The sequence below is a fragment of the Tardiphaga sp. 215_C5_N2_1 genome, assembly GCF_052076055.1.
Lineage (GTDB): Bacteria > Pseudomonadota > Alphaproteobacteria > Rhizobiales > Xanthobacteraceae > Tardiphaga > Tardiphaga robiniae.
On record NZ_CP197240.1, the window covers coordinates 4,103,554 to 4,122,042 of the forward strand.

Annotated in this window: 18 protein-coding genes and 1 tRNA gene; 3 read left to right on the plus strand and 16 right to left on the minus strand. The window is 61.4% G+C overall.

Annotation, left to right across the window (positions count from 1 at the left end):
- Nucleotides 1-103: 103 nt before the first annotated feature.
- Genes AB7828_RS19495 through AB7828_RS19520 form a run of 6 tightly spaced genes read right to left on the minus strand, consistent with a single transcriptional unit; the run spans nucleotide 104 to nucleotide 5,080 of the window.
- A complete protein-coding gene (locus tag AB7828_RS19495; RefSeq protein ID WP_175500506.1) occupies nucleotides 104-508 on the minus strand; it encodes a carboxymuconolactone decarboxylase family protein in 405 nt (134 codons plus the stop codon).
- Nucleotides 509-566: 58 nt separating this feature from the next.
- Nucleotides 567-1,289, minus strand: a complete 723-nt coding sequence (locus tag AB7828_RS19500; RefSeq protein ID WP_441230939.1) for an ABC transporter ATP-binding protein — start codon at nucleotides 1,287-1,289, stop codon at nucleotides 567-569.
- Nucleotides 1,286-2,011, minus strand: coding sequence for an ABC transporter ATP-binding protein (locus AB7828_RS19505; protein WP_441230940.1), 726 nt, complete (start codon nucleotides 2,009-2,011; stop codon nucleotides 1,286-1,288). The genes AB7828_RS19500 and AB7828_RS19505 overlap by 4 nt, the downstream gene beginning before the upstream one ends.
- Nucleotides 2,008-2,979: a branched-chain amino acid ABC transporter permease gene (locus tag AB7828_RS19510; RefSeq protein ID WP_441230941.1), complete on the minus strand. Its 972-nt coding sequence runs from the start codon at nucleotides 2,977-2,979 to the stop codon at nucleotides 2,008-2,010. Before AB7828_RS19510 ends, AB7828_RS19505 begins: the two co-directional genes overlap by 4 nt.
- Nucleotides 2,976-3,836, minus strand: coding sequence for a branched-chain amino acid ABC transporter permease (locus AB7828_RS19515; RefSeq protein WP_441230942.1), 861 nt, complete (start codon nucleotides 3,834-3,836; stop codon nucleotides 2,976-2,978). Before AB7828_RS19515 ends, AB7828_RS19510 begins: the two co-directional genes overlap by 4 nt.
- A 20-nt stretch (nucleotides 3,837-3,856) precedes the next feature.
- Nucleotides 3,857-5,080, minus strand: a complete 1,224-nt coding sequence (locus AB7828_RS19520) for an ABC transporter substrate-binding protein (protein ID WP_441230943.1) — start codon at nucleotides 5,078-5,080, stop codon at nucleotides 3,857-3,859.
- 114 nt (nucleotides 5,081-5,194) lie between these two features.
- Here AB7828_RS19520 and AB7828_RS19525 point away from each other — a divergent pair, with 114 nt between their 5' ends.
- From AB7828_RS19525 to AB7828_RS19535, 3 genes are all read left to right on the plus strand, one after another.
- Nucleotides 5,195-5,878: a GntR family transcriptional regulator gene (locus tag AB7828_RS19525; protein ID WP_441230944.1), complete on the plus strand. Its 684-nt coding sequence runs from the start codon at nucleotides 5,195-5,197 to the stop codon at nucleotides 5,876-5,878.
- A 61-nt stretch (nucleotides 5,879-5,939) separates the two neighbouring features.
- A complete protein-coding gene (locus AB7828_RS19530) occupies nucleotides 5,940-6,830 on the plus strand; it encodes an NAD(P)-dependent oxidoreductase (RefSeq protein ID WP_441230945.1) in 891 nt (296 codons plus the stop codon).
- Between the two features lie 6 nt (nucleotides 6,831-6,836).
- Nucleotides 6,837-8,069, plus strand: coding sequence for an alpha/beta fold hydrolase (locus tag AB7828_RS19535; protein WP_441230946.1), 1,233 nt, complete (start codon nucleotides 6,837-6,839; stop codon nucleotides 8,067-8,069).
- A 290-nt stretch (nucleotides 8,070-8,359) separates the two neighbouring features.
- On the opposite strand, the gene AB7828_RS19540 is transcribed toward AB7828_RS19535, so the two are convergent.
- From AB7828_RS19540 to AB7828_RS19585, 10 genes are all read right to left on the minus strand, one after another.
- Nucleotides 8,360-9,283, minus strand: a complete 924-nt coding sequence (locus tag AB7828_RS19540) for a DUF2778 domain-containing protein (protein ID WP_309942082.1) — start codon at nucleotides 9,281-9,283, stop codon at nucleotides 8,360-8,362.
- Nucleotides 9,284-9,577: 294 nt separating this feature from the next.
- Nucleotides 9,578-9,667, minus strand: a tRNA-Ser gene (locus AB7828_RS19545).
- 221 nt (nucleotides 9,668-9,888) lie between these two features.
- Nucleotides 9,889-11,361, minus strand: a complete 1,473-nt coding sequence (locus AB7828_RS19550) for a trehalose-6-phosphate synthase (protein WP_170849615.1) — start codon at nucleotides 11,359-11,361, stop codon at nucleotides 9,889-9,891.
- A 156-nt stretch (nucleotides 11,362-11,517) separates the two neighbouring features.
- Nucleotides 11,518-12,333 (minus strand): trehalose-phosphatase, encoded by an 816-nt coding sequence (gene otsB / locus AB7828_RS19555; RefSeq protein ID WP_093758174.1) that lies wholly within the window; start codon nucleotides 12,331-12,333, stop codon nucleotides 11,518-11,520.
- A gap of 10 nt (nucleotides 12,334-12,343) precedes the next feature.
- Nucleotides 12,344-13,798, minus strand: a complete 1,455-nt coding sequence (locus tag AB7828_RS19560) for an MFS transporter (RefSeq protein ID WP_441232276.1) — start codon at nucleotides 13,796-13,798, stop codon at nucleotides 12,344-12,346.
- A 216-nt stretch (nucleotides 13,799-14,014) separates the two neighbouring features.
- Complete coding sequence (locus AB7828_RS19565) at nucleotides 14,015-14,740, minus strand: GntR family transcriptional regulator (protein WP_441232277.1); 726 nt, start codon at nucleotides 14,738-14,740, stop codon at nucleotides 14,015-14,017.
- 11 nt (nucleotides 14,741-14,751) lie between these two features.
- Nucleotides 14,752-15,150, minus strand: a complete 399-nt coding sequence (gene hpxZ / locus AB7828_RS19570) for an oxalurate catabolism protein HpxZ (RefSeq protein ID WP_315839685.1) — start codon at nucleotides 15,148-15,150, stop codon at nucleotides 14,752-14,754.
- A 1-nt stretch (nucleotide 15,151) separates the two neighbouring features.
- The gene (locus tag AB7828_RS19575; protein WP_441230947.1) at nucleotides 15,152-16,567 is read right to left on the minus strand and encodes an AtzE family amidohydrolase; all 1,416 of its coding nucleotides are present in this window, start codon (nucleotides 16,565-16,567) and stop codon (nucleotides 15,152-15,154) included.
- A complete protein-coding gene (locus AB7828_RS19580) occupies nucleotides 16,557-16,736 on the minus strand; it encodes a DUF4089 domain-containing protein (protein WP_441230948.1) in 180 nt (59 codons plus the stop codon). Before AB7828_RS19580 ends, AB7828_RS19575 begins: the two co-directional genes overlap by 11 nt.
- 23 nt (nucleotides 16,737-16,759) lie before the next feature.
- A complete protein-coding gene (locus AB7828_RS19585) occupies nucleotides 16,760-18,481 on the minus strand; it encodes a dipeptide ABC transporter ATP-binding protein (RefSeq protein ID WP_441230949.1) in 1,722 nt (573 codons plus the stop codon).
- Nucleotides 18,482-18,489 lie beyond the last annotated feature (8 nt).

Sequence of the window (18,489 nt, forward strand, 5' to 3'; positions counted from 1 at the left end):
TCTTGTGCGTATCATCGCCGCGAATAACGAAGTCCGCCTGATCTTGCGCAGATCAAGCGGACAGTTGAATTTGCGTTTGAGGTGTCGTTGTTAGGCCGGCGGCTTACTCCACCTTACCCATTTCCTTGAGCACTTCGTTGGCGGCTTTGAAGGCATCGAGGCCGGCCGGGATGCCGCAATAGACCGTGGCGTGCAGCAGCACCTCCTTGATCTCGTCGACAGTGACGCCATTGGTGATCGCACCGCGGGTATGCAGCTTGATTTCCGGCGCGCGGTTCAGGGCCGTCAGCATTGCGAGGTTCAGCATGCTGCGGGTCTTGCGATCGAGGCCGGGACGATTCCACGCATAGCCCCAGCACCATTCGGTGGTGATGTGCTGGAACGACATCATGAAGTCATTGGTCGACTGCATCGACTTGTCGACATAGGCAGCGCCGAGCACTTCGCGCCGTGCGGCTAGACCGATGTCGAACATTCCGCCGAGGGTGATCTTCTGATCGTAGCTCATGTTTATTCCTTCCATTTGCGATTGCCGGGATTCGACGTCGTTCGCCCGTCTGACTCGATCATATGCCGAGATAGGCCGCGCGAACGGCAGGATTTTCATTCAATTCTGCAGACGTGCCCTGCAGGGCGATGCGACCGCTTTCCAGCACATAACCGCGTGTCGCAACATCGAGCGCCAGCCCGACATTCTGCTCGACCAGCAGGATCGACGTTCCGCGGCTGTGGATCTTGGTGAAGGCATCGTGCATTTCTTCGACGACCTTCGGCGCCAGACCGTGGCTCGGTTCGTCCAGCAGCAACAGCTTCGGCTGCAGCATCAACGCACGCCCGACAGCGACCATCTGCTGCTCGCCGCCCGAGAGCGTGCCTGCCAGTTGACCGCGCCGCTCGCGCAGACGCGGGAACAGTTCGAAGATGCCTTCCATGCGCGACGACAGATCCTTGGCATGCCGTGCGGTGAAGGCACCGAGCATGAGGTTTTCTTCCACCATCATATCCGTAAACACATGACGCCCTTCGGGAACATGCGCGATGCCCAGCGTGGGGATATCATGCGAGGCGCGGTTCGACAGATCATTGCCTGCAAACCGCAACGTGCCGGTGACATGCGGCACCAGGCGCGAGATCGCGCGCAGGATCGTGCTCTTGCCGGCGGTATTGGCGCCGATGATGCAGACGAACTCGCCCTCGAACATCTGCAGATCGATGCCGTGCAAGACTTCGATCTCGCCATAACCGGCATTGAGGCCCTTGATCTCGAGCAATGGCTGAGACGCATTCATTTGTGGGTCTCCATCGAACGGCCGAGATAGGCTTCCACCACCACCGGATCGTTCGCCACCTGCTCCGGCGTGCCATCGGCCAGAAGACGCCCGAAATTCAGCACCAGGATGCGATCGCAGATCGTCATGATCGCGCGCATGTGATGCTCGACGACCAGCAGCGTGATGCCGTCGTCGCGCAGCGAGCGGATCAGGTCCATGATCTCCTGCATCTCGACCGGGTTGAGCGCGGCCATCACCTCATCGAGCAGCAGCACCTTCGGGCCGGTACACAATGCGCGTGCCAGTTCGACACGCGCGCGCTCGGGGAACGAGAGATTGCCCGCAAGCTTGTGGGCAACGGATTTGAGCCCGACGCGGTCGAGGCAGATCAACGCCTCCTTGCGCGCGGTCTCCACGTCATGACGCAACAGGCCCGCGGTGAGCACGTTGTCGAGCACCGAACTTTCGGCGAACAGCGCCACGTTCTGGAACGTCTTGGTCATGCCAAGCGCCGCGACCTTGTGCGGCTTCTGGCCGACCACACTGGTACCGTCGAGCTGAATCGAGCCACTGTCCGGGCGAATGAGGCCGACCAGTGTACTGAAGAACGTCGTCTTGCCGGCGCCATTCGGGCCGATCAGGCCGACGATCTGGCCTTTCGGCACCGAGAACGTCACGTCTGACAGCGCCTGAAGCCCGCCGAAGCGACGCGAGATGCCACGCACATCGAGAATGGTCATGAGCGTGCCTTCTTCGAGAAGCGTGCCATCAGCGAGTCAAACACCGTGATGAAGCCACGTGGACGCCACAGAATGACGGCGATCAGGATGACGCCGAAGATCAGTTGCGACAGGCCCGCCGCGCCCGACGAGAACAGATCGTTCATCAGTTCTTCCACGGGGATGATGAACAATGCGCCGAGGATCGGACCAATCGCCGTACCGACACCGCCGAGAATGGCGATCAGTGCGACGCGAATGGAGATGGAGGCTGCGCTGAACACCGTATCCGGATCGAAGAACACGGCGACCTGCGCATAGAGCGTGCCCAGCATGGCCATCAGCACGCCGGAGATCACAGCGGTCTGCAGCTTCACCTTGGTGGTGTCGATGCCGATCACTTCCGCCGCGGCCGGATTTTCCTTGATGGCGCGTAGCCGATAGCCCATGGCACTGCGCCGGATCGCCTCAAAAATGAAGGTCACGATGATCAAGGCGATGAGCGCGATATAGGCATGCGGCAACAGCTGCTTGAACGAATAGGCCGCAATGCTGGGCGGCACGAACGGCACCGACAGACCGACAGGACCGCCGGTGAGCGACGTCCAGACATTGGCGATGACGCGCATCACTTCGCCGAACGCCAGTGTTGCCAGAGCAAAGTAATGCCCCTGCAGTCGCATGGTCGGAACGGCAATGATCAGTGCCGCGACGCCGCCGAGAAAGCCACCGGCGAACATGCCGATCCACGGGCTGATGCCGAATTTCAGCACCAGGATGGTGGACGTATAGGCGCCGATGCCGAAGAAGGCGGCGTGGCCGAGCGATGTCTGATTGGCCAGGCCACCGATGATATTCCAGACCTGCGCCATCGCCGCGAACAGCAGCGTGAAGGTGAGCACGCGGATCCAGTATCCGGTCGGGCTGAGCAGCAGCGGCAACACAGCCGCAATGGCGATCACAGCCAGAATTGCGATCCAGCGTTTCATCGGGATGCTCCTACGAGGCCTTGCGGCCTCACCGCGAGCACGAAAATAAAGACGATGAACAGAATGAGGTTCTGCAACTGGATCGGAAAGAACAGCGAGGACAATGCCTGAATGACGCCCACCGCGAGCCCACCGACGACCGCACCCGCAACGCTGCCGAGACCGCCGAGGACAACGACGGTGAACATCAACACGACGAACTGGCCACCGACCCCGGGGAATACAGTGACATAAGGCAGGATCACCGCGCCGCCGAAGGCCGTGAGGCCGACGCCGAGCGCGAATGCGATCTTGTACATCAATGCTGTATCGATCCCCATCAATTGCGCAGCCATCGGGTTCTGCGCCGTCGCGCGCATGGCGCGGCCGAACCAGCTCGTGCGCATGAACCACCACAGGGCCACGCCGCAGGCCAGCGACATGCCGAACGCGATCAGATACGGCACGCTGATGAACAGCGCGCCGAGCGACAGCGACATGGTCTGATAGGACGTGGTCACCGAACGAAACTGCGAGCCGAACAGCAACAGCGATCCGTTCTCGATGACGATCAAGAGTCCGACGGTGAGGAAGATCTGCGCCACCGAGGGCGCCTTCAGCACGCGTGCGATCAACTGCCCCTGCACCAGCCAGCCAATGCCGAATGCCACCGCAAAGGACAGCGGCGCAGCCAGCACCGGATCAAGGCCGAGATAAGCCCAAGCGAACCACGACACGAACATGCCGATCATCAGGAATTCCGCCTGCGCGAAATTCACGATGCCCATCACGCCATAGACCAGCGTCAGGCCGATGGAGATGACGGCGTAGACGCCACCCACCAGCAGCCCGTCGATTATTGCTTGTAGAAATGACACTGCGATCTTTCTTCAGTTCGTCAGGACTTCCAGACCGCGGTGCCCTTGGCGACGTCCTTCGGCCAGACCGTGACGAGCTCCTTGTTGCGCCATTGCGCCATGACGGGAACGGACAGGGTATTGAGGCCGGTGCTGTCGAATTCGACGGCGCCGCCGGTCATCGCCTTGGTCCAGCCACCGGTGAACTTCGCACCGCGCAGCGCCATGGTGACATCCTCGGCCTTGGCCGACTTCGCCTTCTCGATCGCCTGCACCAGCACGTCGAGCGCGACGGCATGTTCCAGCGCCTCATGCACCATGAAGTAACCGAAGCGCTTGCGGAAACGCTCGGTGAGATCCGGCGCGAGATCGTAGTTGGCTGGCGCGATCGAGAGCACGTTCTCCGCGAATTCGCCGAGACCCTTCTCGAAATCCGGAATGACATAACCGGCAGCACCACCGATGGCCGGGATCGTGATGCGCTGCTGGCGCATTGTGCGGATCAGCAGCAGGCTGTCATTGAGATAGGACACCGGGAAGACGGCCTGGGCACCGGACGCACGCAGCTTGTTGATCAACGGCGTGGTGTCGGTGATCCCCAGCGGATAGGCATCGTCCATCGCTATGTCGATATTGGCTGCCTTGGCAGCGGCACGAAGGCCGGCCGCCTGCGCAGTGCCATAAGCGGTGTCTTCATACATGATCGCGATCTTGTCGATCTTGGCGCCGGATGCCTGCGCAATCGCCAGCGTATAGTCGAGCTGTGCTTTTCCGAGTGCGGAGGCCTTGGCGACGATCTGGAAGATGTTCTTGAAGCCGCGACCGGTGATCTGGTCGGCGAAGGACATGGTGAGCAGCGGAATGTCGCGGCGCTCTGTAACTTCCGAAATCGCGATGGTCAGCGACGACGCGAATGCGCCGAGGATCGCCGTCACTTCGTTCTGGGTGATGAGGCGCTGCGCAACGGTGCCCGCGGTGGTCGGTGTCGAGGTCGCGTCCGCCACGATCAAATTGATCTTGGCACCGCCGAGCGCCTTGATGCCGCCGGCTGCGTTGATCTCGTCGGCGACCAGCTCGATGCCGTTGCGCGAATTGATGCCGAACTGCGCATTGGCGCCCGACAGCGGCATGATCACGCCGATATTGACCGGCTTCGCCTGCGCACGGGCGGGCGACAGCACCATCGGGCTGGCCAGCAGAGACGCGGTTCCGGTGAGCAGCGAACGTCGGCTCAGGCCACCACGATGGGAGGTTGTCTTGGACATGGGCGTTTTCTCCGAATGCAGAACGGCCTTTGCGGCTTCATCGCCAATTCGACATAAAACAGACGAGCGGTCAAGCTGCTTGACAGATTGTCTGATCGGCGGTCAACTTGACGCATGGCAAAGATCGAATCGGAACTGAATGTCTCGCGGGAATCGACCAGCCTGCGACTGTTGGTTGAAAATCGACTACGCTCTGCAATCGGTAGCGGGCTGTTCAAGCCTGGCCAGCGGCTGATCGAGCGCGAGCTTTGCGAGCAGGTCGGCGTCGGCCGCACCTCGATCCGCGAGGCGCTCCGACAACTGGAGGCAGAGGGCCTTGTCACCACGATCCCGCATCGCGGCCCGATCGTCAGCACCATCAGCGTCGAGGAAGCCGAGCAGCTCTACGATCTGCGCGCGCTGCTGGAGGGTTATGCCGGCCGTGAATGTGCGCGGCTGCGCGATCCGGAGATTATCGGACGGCTACGCAAACAGTTCGTCCAGATGGGCGCCGTTGCCGGTCAGGAAGACCGCAGCGACCTGTTGGCCGCCAAGACTGAATTCTATGCTGCGCTGCTCGAAGGCTGCGGCAATGTTTTCGTCGAACGCTTTCTGAAGATGCTGCTGAACCGCGTCACGGTACTGCGCATGACATCGATGACCCAGTCCAATCGCATCGGCCGCAGTCTTGCCGAAATCGAGACCATCCTTGTGGCGATCGAGGCCGGCGACGAAGATGGCGCCGAGCAGGCTTGCGTCCAGCACATCAAGAATGCCGCCGCGATAGCGCTGGAAGCGTTGCGGCGCGATAATCCCTGACCAGCGCGATCACCTGCCGCGCCAGATATCGAATAAAATAAGAACTTGAAGAGGAACGCCCGTGTCGAATTCAGCCACCATCAATCCGCCCGCCAAGATCGCCGTCATCGGCCTCGGCAATATGGGACGCCCCATGGCCGCATGCATTGCGCGCGCGGGCTATCAGGTGGTTGGCTTCGATACATTCGCCGAAGCGCGCGCCAAACATGCCGAGGCTGGTGGGACGTCGGCGGCGACCGTCGATGAAGCCGTGAAGGACGCAGCCGCCGTCATTACGCTGCTGCCGGATGGCAAGATCGTGCGCGCCGCCGTCGAAGGCTTCAAGACGAAGCTCGTACCGGGCACCGTGGTGATCGACATGAGCTCCTCCGCTCCGATGGGCACGCGCGCGCTCGGCGAAGAACTGATCGCAGCGGGTCTCGCTTTCATCGACGCGCCGGTATCGGGCGGCGTGAAGCGCGCCATCGACGGCACGCTGGCGATCATGGCCGGCGGCGACGGCAAGACCATCGATCGCGCCGATCCCGTGTTGAATACCATGAGCAAGTCGGTGTTCCGCACCGGACCACTCGGCTCCGGTCACGCCGCCAAGGCGCTGAACAACTACGTCTCGGCAGCAGGCCTCGCCGCTGCCGCCGAAGCCGTTGCCATCGGTGGAAAGTTCGGCATCGATCCGAATGTCCTCGTCGACGTGTTGAATGCCTCCACCGGGCGCAACAATTCGACCGAAAACAAGCTCAAGCAGTTCATCATTCCCGAGAAATACACATCGGGATTTGGGCTGGCCTTGATGGCGAAAGATATCCGCACCGCCGACGAGCTCGCACACCAGATCGGCGTCAGCGCGCCGCTGGCAGACGAAGTCGCTGCATTGTGGGATGCTGCACTGGAGAAACTCGGACCGTCGGCCGACCATGTCGAGATTGGCCGCTATCTCACTGCCAGGAAGTAGGTAACGTTGGGCATAGGCCTGATCGACGAGCTTCGCAATCGACTTGCGGTCGCGATTGCCGCGCCGGAGGTGCAGTCTTTTGCGCGCGGACTGGATCTTGAAATTCAGTTTGGGATCGATGAGGCCGCCGTCGCGATCGCTTGTCGCAACAACCAGCCGGTTGTCAGCATACCCAGCAATGCGCCGGATATCGCGCTATCTGGACCAGCCACAGCATGGCTGAAGGTGCTGGCGCCCTGCCCGCCGCCGACCTATCATTCATTTTCATCGATCCAGCTGCGCAACACCAGCTTCACCGTGAGCGGCGATGCGCTGGTCATTGCGCAGGCCCGCGCATTTCTAGAAGCCGTGTTTGCGAATCTGACGGTGCCGGCCGCGCATGCGGTCGAAGTCGATCTCACGCGCCTTGAGGGCCGCTATCACCGCGTGCACAGCGCCGGCGGGCAGATTGCCGAAATCTATTCAGAGGCCACGGGCACCGGCAGGCCAGTGCTGTGCCTCCACACGGCCGGAGCGGATACGCGGCAGTTTCACGGCGTGATGTGCGATCCCGAACTCGGGCGCGACTGGCGCCTGATCGGCTTCGACATGCCGCATCATGGCCGCTCCATGCCACCTATCGGTTGGGACGGCAGCATCTATCAGCTCGATCAGCCAACCTATCTGGACTGGTGCGCGAGCTTCATCGAACAGGCGATCGGCGAACCCGTTGTGGTGATGGGCTGCTCAATGGGCGCCGGCATCGCCATGGCGCTCGCCGCAGAGCGACCTGATCTCGTGAAAGCCGTGATCGCGCTCGAAGCGCCCTTGCGCCCACGCGGCCGTCGTAACGACTATCTCACGCATGCAGGCGTCAATGGCGGCTGGCATTCGGCAGCCTATGTGCGCGGATTGATGAGCCCGTCCAGCCCCACTGAGGATCGCCGACGCGCTGCCTGGATCTATTCGCAGGGTGCGCCGGGCATCTATGACGGCGATCTGGCTTTCTATTCGGACGAGTTCGACGGCGAACAGACCGCCAAGCTCATCGACGGCCACAAGATCCCCGTCCATCTCCTGATCGGTCACTACGACTTCTCTGCCACCGTGAGCGATGCCTACGCGCTTGCCGAATGGATCGAGGGTGCCGTGGTGACCGAGATGCCGGAGCTCGGGCATTTTCCGATGACGGAGAACCCGCCAAAGATGCTGGACTATCTGCGTCCCGTCTTCCAGGCACTGCGTCGTTTGCCGCTTTGAATGCGCAAGATTCAATCCGGAGGTTGCAGCCCCGGTGATGCCACCCAATTTTCGACCTTCGCGTAAAAACGGAACTGTTGTGCTTTCTTAAGCAACTCGTCTCTCTTCGGGCCGGGCTCCAAGGCGTCAGCTCTCTCAGCGCAACTTTTCGCCATTCGCGCGTAGTCACTGGGTGTCATATGCGAATCCCCCGATTCGGCGTTGGCCTACTACCAATCTAAATCTGGGCGAAAATTAGTTCTGAAGATCAATCTTAAGCCGGTGCGATATCTGAGTATTCACAGACACGACTACATCGACGTTTTCTGTGCCACCATGACAGTCGGATCCGCCAGGCTCGGTACGACGATCAATCGCTTCACGGCGCCTGCTTTGTAGGCCTGCAAGAACGTTGCGTAGTCCTTGAACGATACGCAACCGTTCGAATCTCCCTTTGGTCCCATCAGGTAGCTGTGCGTAAGCAATCCGGCGCGGCCAAACAGATCACCTTGACCCACCGGCTTCATTCTCAATGCTTCAACGCCGTGAAACGGCTTCTCTCGCTTGCTCAGCTCATATATCTGCGGTGGCGTCGCACCTCGATCATGGACGTGGACTTGCGTTGGATCGTCCATCAGTTCGCCAAGTCCGGAGTGAGCCTCGAGCCGCGTTCCGTCAGGCATGTAAACGATGCGCGCGGAAATGTCGTAAAGCGCCGTCCGCGTTTCCGCCAACGTTGGAGGTGCACTGTCCTTTCCGTCGCCGGAGATTCCGCCCTCGGGTGACGCAGATGCCAAAACAGTTTCAGACGGCTGTAGCATCGCAAAGACTTTTTTAAGTGCTGCGCTTACGTTGGACAAAGGATCAGACGGTGTTGACGCTTGATCGGGCAGAGACACAGCAATCAAATTGGCCGCTGACGGTCGGACTCTCGGTAGCGGCACTTTTCCATTCACCGCCGAGATTCCGAGCGAGCTGTCGGCGGGAAGTACTGGCTGCGATCGCATTGCTTGCGCGAGCTGCAACTTAGCCCGCTGAACTTCTAATTCGACATTAGAAGCCGACACTTCAAAATCAAATGCTTGCGGAAAACGCTGAACGAACGAGGCGTCGCCGAGCTGGGGACTACTTGGATTTTTGGCCTTAAAGAAGCTCAGTACATTCTGAGGCTCTCGAACATACGCGCATAGCATCAAAGCCGCAGCGAGGGCTCCGACAGACGCAGCAGCGATCACAATTCGAGATCTACGCAATTGATGCCCCGGACACGACGCAAAAAGGCTACCCAATGATTCAGGCTCAAATCAAGCCAACGAGCCTGACGTATTAGGCCATTTTGGCCTTGCCAGACTTTGCGCCACTCTGGAAGGTCCGTCTCCCAGAGCGAGAGATTCCTTTTCCAATCCAGCCTGCCTAACAGGCTCGCTAAAAACCCAGCCATCGAGGCAGACGTCATCCTGTTACCGCGCGCGGGGCGCGGAAGGACGACGGCCGGCTTGCAAATGGATCAGATGGTTAGGAGGGGGTGCTGGCGGAGAGAGTGGGATTCGAACCCACGGTACGGTTTCCCGCACACACGCTTTCCAAGCGTGCGCCTTAAGCCACTCGGCCATCTCTCCGGCGCGCCTTCTCATGACGGGCCGGAGCGAGATTTGCAAGGGACCGCCGGCCCGGCCCGGCGGTTTTTCTCAAATTATTGAAGGATATAGGGAATTCGGATGAGCCTTGGCGCCACCTGCTCGCCCTGGCGAACGGCGAATCGGCTTGCGATGCGTCGGCACAGCAATCCCCGCGCCAGCGCGCCGCGGCCCCCCCCATTTCGCCTGGCTGGCGCCGCGGCTCAGTGGAACCGGCTACCGACCCCAGCACCCAGCGATTGGACCGGCCAGAGTACGGCCGGCTCAACCGGCAGCGTTTCCACCGGCGTCTTGTCATTGGCGACATGGGCCTGCTGAAGCGCCTCGACGAAATCGGCGAACCAGTCCTGAATGGTGCCGGCGCGCAGCTTCGCCATCATGGCTTCCCAGCGCATGCGGCGCTCCAGCAACGGCATCGAAAATGCGGTCGCGATGGTGCGCGCCATGCCGTCCACATCATGCGGATTGACCAGCAGGGCCGTATCGAGCTCGTTGGCGGCGCCGGCATATTTCGACAGCACCAGCACACCGGGATCGACCGGGTTCTGCGCAGCGACATATTCCTTGGCGACCAGATTCATGCCGTCATGCAGCGGCGTCACCAGGCCGACCTGCGCGGTGCGATAGAGGCCAGCGAGCACGGTCTGGCTGAAGCCCTTGTTGAGATAGCGGATCGGCGTCCAGTCAACTTCGCCGTGACGCCCGTTAATATCGCTCACCAGCTTCGCAAGCTGGTTCTGCAGATCGCCATAGGCCTCGATCGTGCCGCGCGACAGCGTCGCGATCTGCAACAACGAGACCGAGCGCTTGAGCTGCGGCTGCCGCGTCAGCATGCGATCGAATGCATCGAGACGATTGACGAGGCCCTTGGAGTAATCGACGCGATCGACGCCGATCGCGAGTTTCTCGCCGTTCAGGCTGCGGCGCAGCCGCGACACATCTGGATGCGACGCCGCCTTGGCGGCATGCGCAGCAAACTTCGCGGGATCGATGCCGATCGGAAATACCGCACAGCGCGACACGCCGTACCGCGACATCACCACACCACCCGTCGTGTCCAGGCCGAGCTCGCCATCGACATAAGACAGGAAGTTGTCGCGATCACCTTCGGTCTGGAAGCCGATCAGATCGTAAGCGAGCATTGCCTCGACCAGTTCGCGATGATGCGGTACGCCGCCAAAAATATCGCGTGCCGGCCACGGCGTATGCAGGAAAAAGCCGAGCGGATGCGTCACGCCAAGCGCGCGCAATTCTGCGCCGAGCGCAAGGAAATGGTAATCCTGAATCCAGAACGCGGTATCGGGCTTGCGGAACCGCAGCAGCGCGCGCGCGAAGAACGAATTCACTTCGCGATACGACTGATAATCATCGTGCGACGTGCAAATCAGGTCGGTACGGGAATGCAGTGCAGGCCAAAGCGCCGAATTGGCGAAGCCTTCGTAATAGCCACCGTAATGCGCGGCAGGCAGATCGAGCATTGCCAGCGCACCGGCACCAAGCGCCTCGATTTCGGCAAACGGTTCCTTCTGCGCGCCATCACGCACGCGGCCGCTGGAACCCACCCAAATCGCGCCAGATTTCTCCACCACGGGCAGCAAGGCTGCTGCCAGACCGCCGGTCATCGGCTCATTCGCCGAAGCGCGCGATACTCGGTTTGAGACTACGACGAGATTCACAGGGTCCCCTCCTGATTGCACACATTGATAAACGTCCGTTCATCAATATGGTTCCTCGTCACCATTCGACCCAATTGAAACCAAATTCGGGCACGCGACGATGGAACTCACCTTTCAGTGAGTTCCATCTGCATCGGTATCAAGACATGAGCTGAATCACTTCGATTTCGCCGCATCGTCGATCAGCAAGCGCGCGAGCCATGCGCGCACATCGCGCGGCTCGTCGAAGTGACCCGATACGCCTTGCGCACGGCGACCGACGGAGAATGCGAGACCATTCATGCCGGGCATGATCGCAAATACCGATTCATCGGTGACATCATCGCCGATGAAGATCGGACGGCGCCCGCTGAACGGCTCATGCGTCATCAATTCGATCACGCCCGTCGCCTTGGTCACACCAGCCGGCTTGATCTCGCAGACAGCCTTGCCGGGCAGCACTTCGATCGGCGCATTCGGCAGATCGGCACGGATCGCGGAGACCGCATCATAGATCGCCTTCTCCGCATGCGGCGCGAGGCGATAATGCAGCGCGAGCGCATAGCCCTTGTCCTCGAGCAGAATGCCCGGGCTCAACTTCGCAATGGCAGCAAGGCGACGCTTTAATTCCTTGTCCATCGGCGGCGCGCCTGACGCTACCGATTCATTGTCGCCTGACAATCGCATTTCGGCGCCATGACCGCCGACGGCAGGAAACTGCATCGGCGCAAAGATCAGATCGATATCGTTGATCGAGCGGCCCGAAACGAGCGCCATAGCGCCATTCGTGCGCTGCAGCAGCTTGCCCATGGACGTCGCCAGATCCGGCGGCACCCATACTTCACGCGGCGTCGGCGCCAGATCGAGCAGCGTACCGTCGATATCGAGCAGCAGCGCACATTCGCTAAGCCGCGGCAATTCCGCACCCGGATACAGTACCTCTTCGGAGTGCGGCGCATCGTCGACATGAATTTCGATAATTTTCTGAGACATGTTCATTAAGTTACTCCACCACGGCCAGCGGCCGTGCAACTGATTCAAGCGGCTGGCGTTCCGCCGCGACGGCATAGCGCCAGCCGACAATCGCAGCCACGATCATCAGAACAGCGCCAAACAGGTAGCCGGCAAACACGCTATTGCGCGACCCGGTATCGATCAGCACGCCAAACAGCGCCGGGCCGGCAACGCCGCCGATCCCGGTGCCGATCGCGTAGAAGACAGCGATCGCCAATGCGCGCACCTCGATCGGGAACGTCTCACTGACGGTGAGATAGGCCGCACTCGCCGCCGGCGACGCAAAGAAGAAGATGATCATCCAGGCGATGGTCTGGGTCTGTGCACTCAACACATCGATCGAGAACAGATAGCCGGAGATCGCAAGCAAGATGCTCGACATGCCGTAGGTCACCGCAATCATGACGCGACGCCCGAGTGTATCGAACAGCCGGCCGAGCAGCAGCGGTCCAAGAAAATTGCCTGCGGCAAACGGCAGGATATACCAGCCGACATGGTTGGACGGGATACCGAAGAAATCCGTCAGTACCAGCGCATAGGTGAAGAAGATCGCGTTGTAGAAAAACGCCTGCGACGCCATCAGCACGAGTCCGACCAGCGACCGCTGCCGATACAGCACGAACAGTGTCTGCGCGACTTCCTTCAGCGGCGTATGATCGCGCATCGTCAGCCTGATCTTCGGCAGCGCGGCCAGAACCGACGGCTTGGCCTTCTGATGCGCGGAGATTTCGATCTCAGCCACGATCTCTTCGGCGCGCTGCGGCTGACCATGGATCATCAGCCATCGCGGGCTTTCCGGAATCCACATCCGCATGAACAGCACGATGAGACCCAGAATAGCACCGGTGAAATAGGCCAGCCGCCAGCCATAGGCTTGCGAAATCACTGCGGGGTCCAGCAGGACAATGGCACAAACGGCGCCCATAGCCGCTCCCAGCCAGAAGCTGCCGTTGATCACCAGATCGGTCCAGCCGCGATAACGCGCCGGGACAAGCTCCTGAATCGTCGAATTGATCGCGGTATATTCCCCGCCAATGCCGGCGCCCGTCAGGAATCGAAACAGGGCATAGCTGGCAAGATTCCATGACAGCGCAGTGGCGGCAGTCGCCGTGAGATAAAGCGCAAGCGTAATGAAGAACAGCTTCTTCCGACCGATGCGGTCCGTCAGCCAGCCGAAGCCCAGCGCGCCGATCACAGCGCCTGCAAGATAAGCGCTGTTGGCAAAGCCGACATCGAGGTTCGAAAACTTCAACGCCGGATCTTCCTTCAGCGCGCCGGATAGCGCCCCCGCCAGGGTCACCTCAAGGCCGTCGAGTATCCATGTAATACCGAGCGCCAGAACAACCCGTGTGTGAAAGCCACTCCAGCGCAGCGCATCCAGACGCGCGGGAATATCGGTTTCGATGATACGATCCGAGTCGGAAGCTGACGTCTGGCTCGGCATCGGCGAAGCCGCGATATCCGCGCTGCTCAGATAAGCCATGCCGCCTTGCTCCTGAGCATTTGTTTGCTACCCCCATGGACAAGCGAAAAATCGACATCAACGCGAAAAGCCCGAAACCTTGCGGTGACGGGTCATTCAGCGCCAGAGGGTTACATTCTCCGTAAAACAACCCACGAAGAACGCGTTGGTTCCCATTTTATGCAGGGGAATTGGGACCTAGAGCGAAACGGCGTAATGCTCGTATTCGCCGCGCACCAGTTCGATATGGGCGCGCATCGCCGCGGCGGCGCCGTTGCGATCGCCGCGCATGATGGCGACGACGACGCGGTCATGCTCGGCCTGCGACTTGGCGAGACGGCCGAGATTGCGAAACTGCGCGCGCCGGAACGGTTGCACGCGCACCCGGGTCGCGAGCGTGATCTCGGCGATATATTCGTTCTGCGAACCGGCATAGATCGCGTTGTGAAAACGCTCGTTCACTTCGTGGAAGCGATCCGGATTGCCGTCATAGCTCAGCACCCGCAACTCTTCGTGGATGGCCTCCAGCGCGTGACGCTGTACGGCCGGCATCCGTTCGGCGGCGAGACCGGCACATATCGCTTCGAGCTCCGCCATAGCCTCGAACATCCCGGTGAGGCGATCGACGGATGGCTGCGCCACGACGGCGCCGCGATGCGCGCGCGAGTCCACGAGGCCGCTGGCCGTGAGCTGACGCAGCGCTTCGCGGACCGGCGTACGCGAAACATTGAAACGTTGCGCCAGATCGGTTTCGTCGAGCGAGGTGCCGGGCGCCAGTACGCCGCGCACGATCTCGTCGGCGAGTTGCAGACGAAGCTCTTCAGCACGTGTCAGCTTGCCGGTGGGTGTGCCGGCTCGGTCAACCCGGCTGACCGGCCCGGCGATGCCCGCCTTGCGGCGCGGCTTCCCCGGCTGGATCAGCATGTCGTCGAAACTCATCCCTTGGCGCCCTGCGGTTCGTCGATCAGGCTGACAGACGCCGCCACGATTCGCCAGCCTTCCGGAAAGCGGATCCACGTCTGCATCTGTCGACCGACCTTACCCGGAGCCGTGTCGCGATAAAATAGCGTCGAGGCCACCGCAGTGTCGCGGCCATAGGAGGAAATCACCGTGCGCGCAGTGCGGCGCATCAATCCGACCGGCGAGCGTGCACCGCGAAAGGCCTGGATCTCGTCATAACCGTAAAGGTTTTCGCCCATCCCATAGCGAAGCGTCCGCGGATCGTTGCGAAACAGCTCGCCAAGCACCGCGGTGTCATTGGTCGTCAGCGCCTTCTCATAACGTGCGAAAGCGGCGCCCACTTCGGCGATGACGTCCGGCAGATCAATGTCCATGTCAGAACCCTTTTGCGCGGGGCGCAGCAACCACGCCGGCCCGCTCCAAAGCATAGGCGACGCGCAGCGCGATGTCTTCCCGCCACGGCGCCGCAATGATCTGCACACCGACCGGCATCGGATCGACCGGCACCGGCACGGCGACGACGGGCAAGCCGATGAAGGAAATCGGCTGGGTGTGGATGCCGATATTGGCGCGCACGGGCAGTTCTACGCCGTCGAGCACGAAAGTCGCCTGCCCCAGTTTCGGCGCGATGCAAGGCGTCGCCGGCGCGATGATCACATCGACGTCCTTGAACAGTTCAAGCACCTTGGCGCGGTACCAGCGACGGAATTTCTGCGCGCGATCGACCAGCGGCGCCGGCACCATGGCGCCGGCCAGCAAGCGGTCTCGCACCGCCGGGTCGAAGTCATTCGGCCGTGTGCGCAGGCGATCCAGATGCAGCGATGCACCCTCGACGGTCGAGATGACATAGGCCGCCGAGCGCGCGCGGGCGACCTCGGGCAGCTCGATATCGCGTGTAACACCGAGCGCCTTCGTGACACGCGCAACCGCCTCCTGGGCCTCCGGAAACAGGTTCTTGCGGAAGTATCCGCCGGCCGCAGCGATGCGGAGAGAGCCGATATCCTGTCCGAGCAGCGCCGTCACAGACTCGATGGCGCGGGTCGAACACGCGGCATCCTCGGCATCGGGTCCCTGCATGGCGTCGTAGGACAGCGCGAGGTCCTCGACCGATCGTGCGAATGGGCCGAGATGATCGAAACTCGCGACAAACGGAAACGAGCGCGCGCGCGACAACCGGCCGTAAGTCGGTTTCAAGCCGAAGATGCCGCAAAACGACGACGGCACGCGGATTGAACCGTTGGTGTCCGACCCCAAGGCAATCGGCACGAGACTGCCGCCGACTGCGCCGCCGGAACCGCCCGATGAGCCGCCGGTCATCCGGGTCACGTCATGCGGATTCCGCGACGACCCGTCGTGAATATTCTCGCCCGTAAAATCATAGGCGTATTCGCCCATATTGAGCGCGCCGACCAAGACGGCGCCCGCGGCTTCCATGCGCTCGACCAGCGTCGCATCGCGGGTTGAAGCCGGACGATCGCGATTGATCTTCGATCCGGCGCGGGTCGGCAGACCGGTGACATCGAACAGGTTCTTCACCGCGAAGGGCACGCCCGCAAGCGGGCCAACGCTTTGACCGGCGGCAATCGCGGCATCCAGCGCCTTCGCCGTCGCGCGCGCGCGATCGGCAGTGACATCGGTGAATGCGTTCAGGACCGGATTGTGCAGTGTGATCCGCGCGAGCGCTATTTCGGTGACAGCGAGCGCAGAGATCTTCTTCGCGGCAACCGCCTGCGCGATGTCGGACGCCGGACGCCAATCGCCTTCGGGTGTGATGACGGGATCAAGCTGCATAGATGCTCGCCGGTTCGATTTCATCTGGCAGCGAAAACTCGTCGACCATTTTAGCCATTTTCAGCGTCACCGCGAGATTGGCACGGACGGACGGCTTCCACGCGTCGTCGATTGGCAATTCCAGCGCCTTTGCGACGGCGTCGATATAGTCATCAAGTGGTTCGGCCACGGTCCCTCTCTCGATCTGTCGTCTCAATGAACCGGCAACGGCGGATGCGGGATCGCCGACAACAGTTCCTTCGTGTAAGCATCTTGCGGCGCATCCAGCACGGTCTCTGTCAGGCCCTGCTCGACGATCCGCCCGGTGCGCATCACGATGACACGATCGCACAGCAAACGCACCACATTCAAATCGTGCGACACAAACAAATAGCTCATCCCCATCGACTGTTTCAGGTCCTGCAACAGGTTCAGCACCACCGCCTGGACGGAGACGTCGAGCGCGGCGGTCGGCTCGTCCAGGATGATCAACTTCGGCTGCAGCGCGATGGCGCGGGCAATACCGACACGCGCCTTCTGGCCGCCGGACATCTGGTGCGGAAAGCGATCGAGCAATTCGAGCGGCAGCCCCACCTGTCGCGCGAGGTCCTCGCATTTTGCACGTAATGCATCAGAGCCCTTGATGTCGCCAAGCTGCATGATCGGATCCGCAATGGCCCGCGCCGCCGTGAAACGCGGGTTGAGGCTGTCGGTGGGATCCTGAAACACCATCTGGATGCTCTTGCGCAGCGGCAGCCGCGCAAAGGAATTCGGCGCCATCTCGCCGATCTCGTCGCCATCGAAGGAGATACGGCCCGAGGTCTTGTCGATCAGCCGCATCACCATCATCGACGTCGTCGACTTGCCGCAGCCGGATTCGCCGACAAGGCCGACGCTCTCGCCATGACCAACGGTAAAGCTGATCCCGTCGACTGCGCGGAACTTATCGGGCTCGGTTGGCGGCTTGCGCGAGAACAGTTTTGCCAGAGAGGCTGTCGCACCCTGACGGGCATATTCCTTGACGAGATTGTCGACCACCAGCAGCGGCTTTGCCTCGGCGGGCGCGCCGGCGCTATCGGCAATCGTCGGCTGCACCGGCATTGCAGCGCGTTCTTCGGCCGGCAGGAGATCACGCAGCGAGACACCGAGCCGCGGCGTCGCCTGCATCAGCTTCTTCGTATAGGCGTGCTTCGGATTGGCGAAGATATCGGCCGACAGCGCCGTCTCGACCACCCTGCCCTTTTCCATCACCACGACACGGTCGCAATAGGCAGCGGCAAGGCCGAGATCATGAGTGATCAGGATGGTCGACATGCCGCGGCTCTTGGTGAGCTCGACGACCAGATCCATCACGGCTTTCTGGGTCGTGACATCGAGGCCGGTGGTCGGCTCGTCAGCTATCAGGAGCTGCGGATTACAGGCCAGCGCCAATGCGATGACCACGCGCTGGCACATGCCGCCGGAGAGTTCGAACGGATAGGCGTGATAACGCTCGCGCGGGCGTGCGATCTTGACTTGCTCGAGCGCCTCGATGGCTTTCTCGGCACGATCGGCGCTGCCGGCCTGCGCATGCTGGCGCAACACGTCCTCGATCTGATCGCCGACCTTGCGAATTGGGTTGAGCGCCGCCCGCGGGTTCTGGAAGATCATCGAGATTTCGCGGCCGCGCAGATCGCGCATCTGGTTTTCGGTCGCCGCCTTCACGTCGACGCCGGAGAACATCACCGAGCCTTCGGCGATCTTGCCGGCGCGGTCGAGAATGCGCATCACCGCATAGGACGTCACCGACTTGCCCGAGCCGGACTCGCCGACGATGCCCAGCGTCTCGCCCTTGGCCACAGAAATATTGACGTGCTGCACGGCCTTGACGATGCCGCGCCGTGTGGCGAATTCGACCGTGAGATCGCTGACGTCGAGAAGCGGTTGAGCGGTCATGTCCGGGC

Bases quoted from the DNA above. Each gene is read 5' to 3' on its own strand.
- AB7828_RS19495 (WP_175500506.1), bottom strand. From the start codon at position 508: ATGAGCTACGATCAGAAGATCACCCTCGGCGGAATGTTCGACATCGGT.
- AB7828_RS19500 (WP_441230939.1), bottom strand. From the start codon at position 1,289: ATGAATGCGTCTCAGCCATTGCTCGAGATCAAGGGCCTCAATGCCGGT.
- AB7828_RS19505 (WP_441230940.1), bottom strand. From the start codon at position 2,011: ATGACCATTCTCGATGTGCGTGGCATCTCGCGTCGCTTCGGCGGGCTT.
- AB7828_RS19510 (WP_441230941.1), bottom strand. From the start codon at position 2,979: ATGAAACGCTGGATCGCAATTCTGGCTGTGATCGCCATTGCGGCTGTG.
- AB7828_RS19520 (WP_441230943.1), bottom strand. From the start codon at position 5,080: ATGTCCAAGACAACCTCCCATCGTGGTGGCCTGAGCCGACGTTCGCTG.
- AB7828_RS19525 (WP_441230944.1), top strand. From the start codon at position 5,195: ATGGCAAAGATCGAATCGGAACTGAATGTCTCGCGGGAATCGACCAGC.
- otsB (WP_093758174.1), bottom strand. From the start codon at position 12,333: ATGTCTCAGAAAATTATCGAAATTCATGTCGACGATGCGCCGCACTCC.
- AB7828_RS19560 (WP_441232276.1), bottom strand. From the start codon at position 13,798: ATGCCGAGCCAGACGTCAGCTTCCGACTCGGATCGTATCATCGAAACC.
- AB7828_RS19565 (WP_441232277.1), bottom strand. From the start codon at position 14,740: ATGCTGATCCAGCCGGGGAAGCCGCGCCGCAAGGCGGGCATCGCCGGG.
- hpxZ (WP_315839685.1), bottom strand. From the start codon at position 15,150: ATGGACATTGATCTGCCGGACGTCATCGCCGAAGTGGGCGCCGCTTTC.
- AB7828_RS19575 (WP_441230947.1), bottom strand. From the start codon at position 16,567: ATGCAGCTTGATCCCGTCATCACACCCGAAGGCGATTGGCGTCCGGCG.
- AB7828_RS19585 (WP_441230949.1), bottom strand. From the start codon at position 18,481: ATGACCGCTCAACCGCTTCTCGACGTCAGCGATCTCACGGTCGAATTC.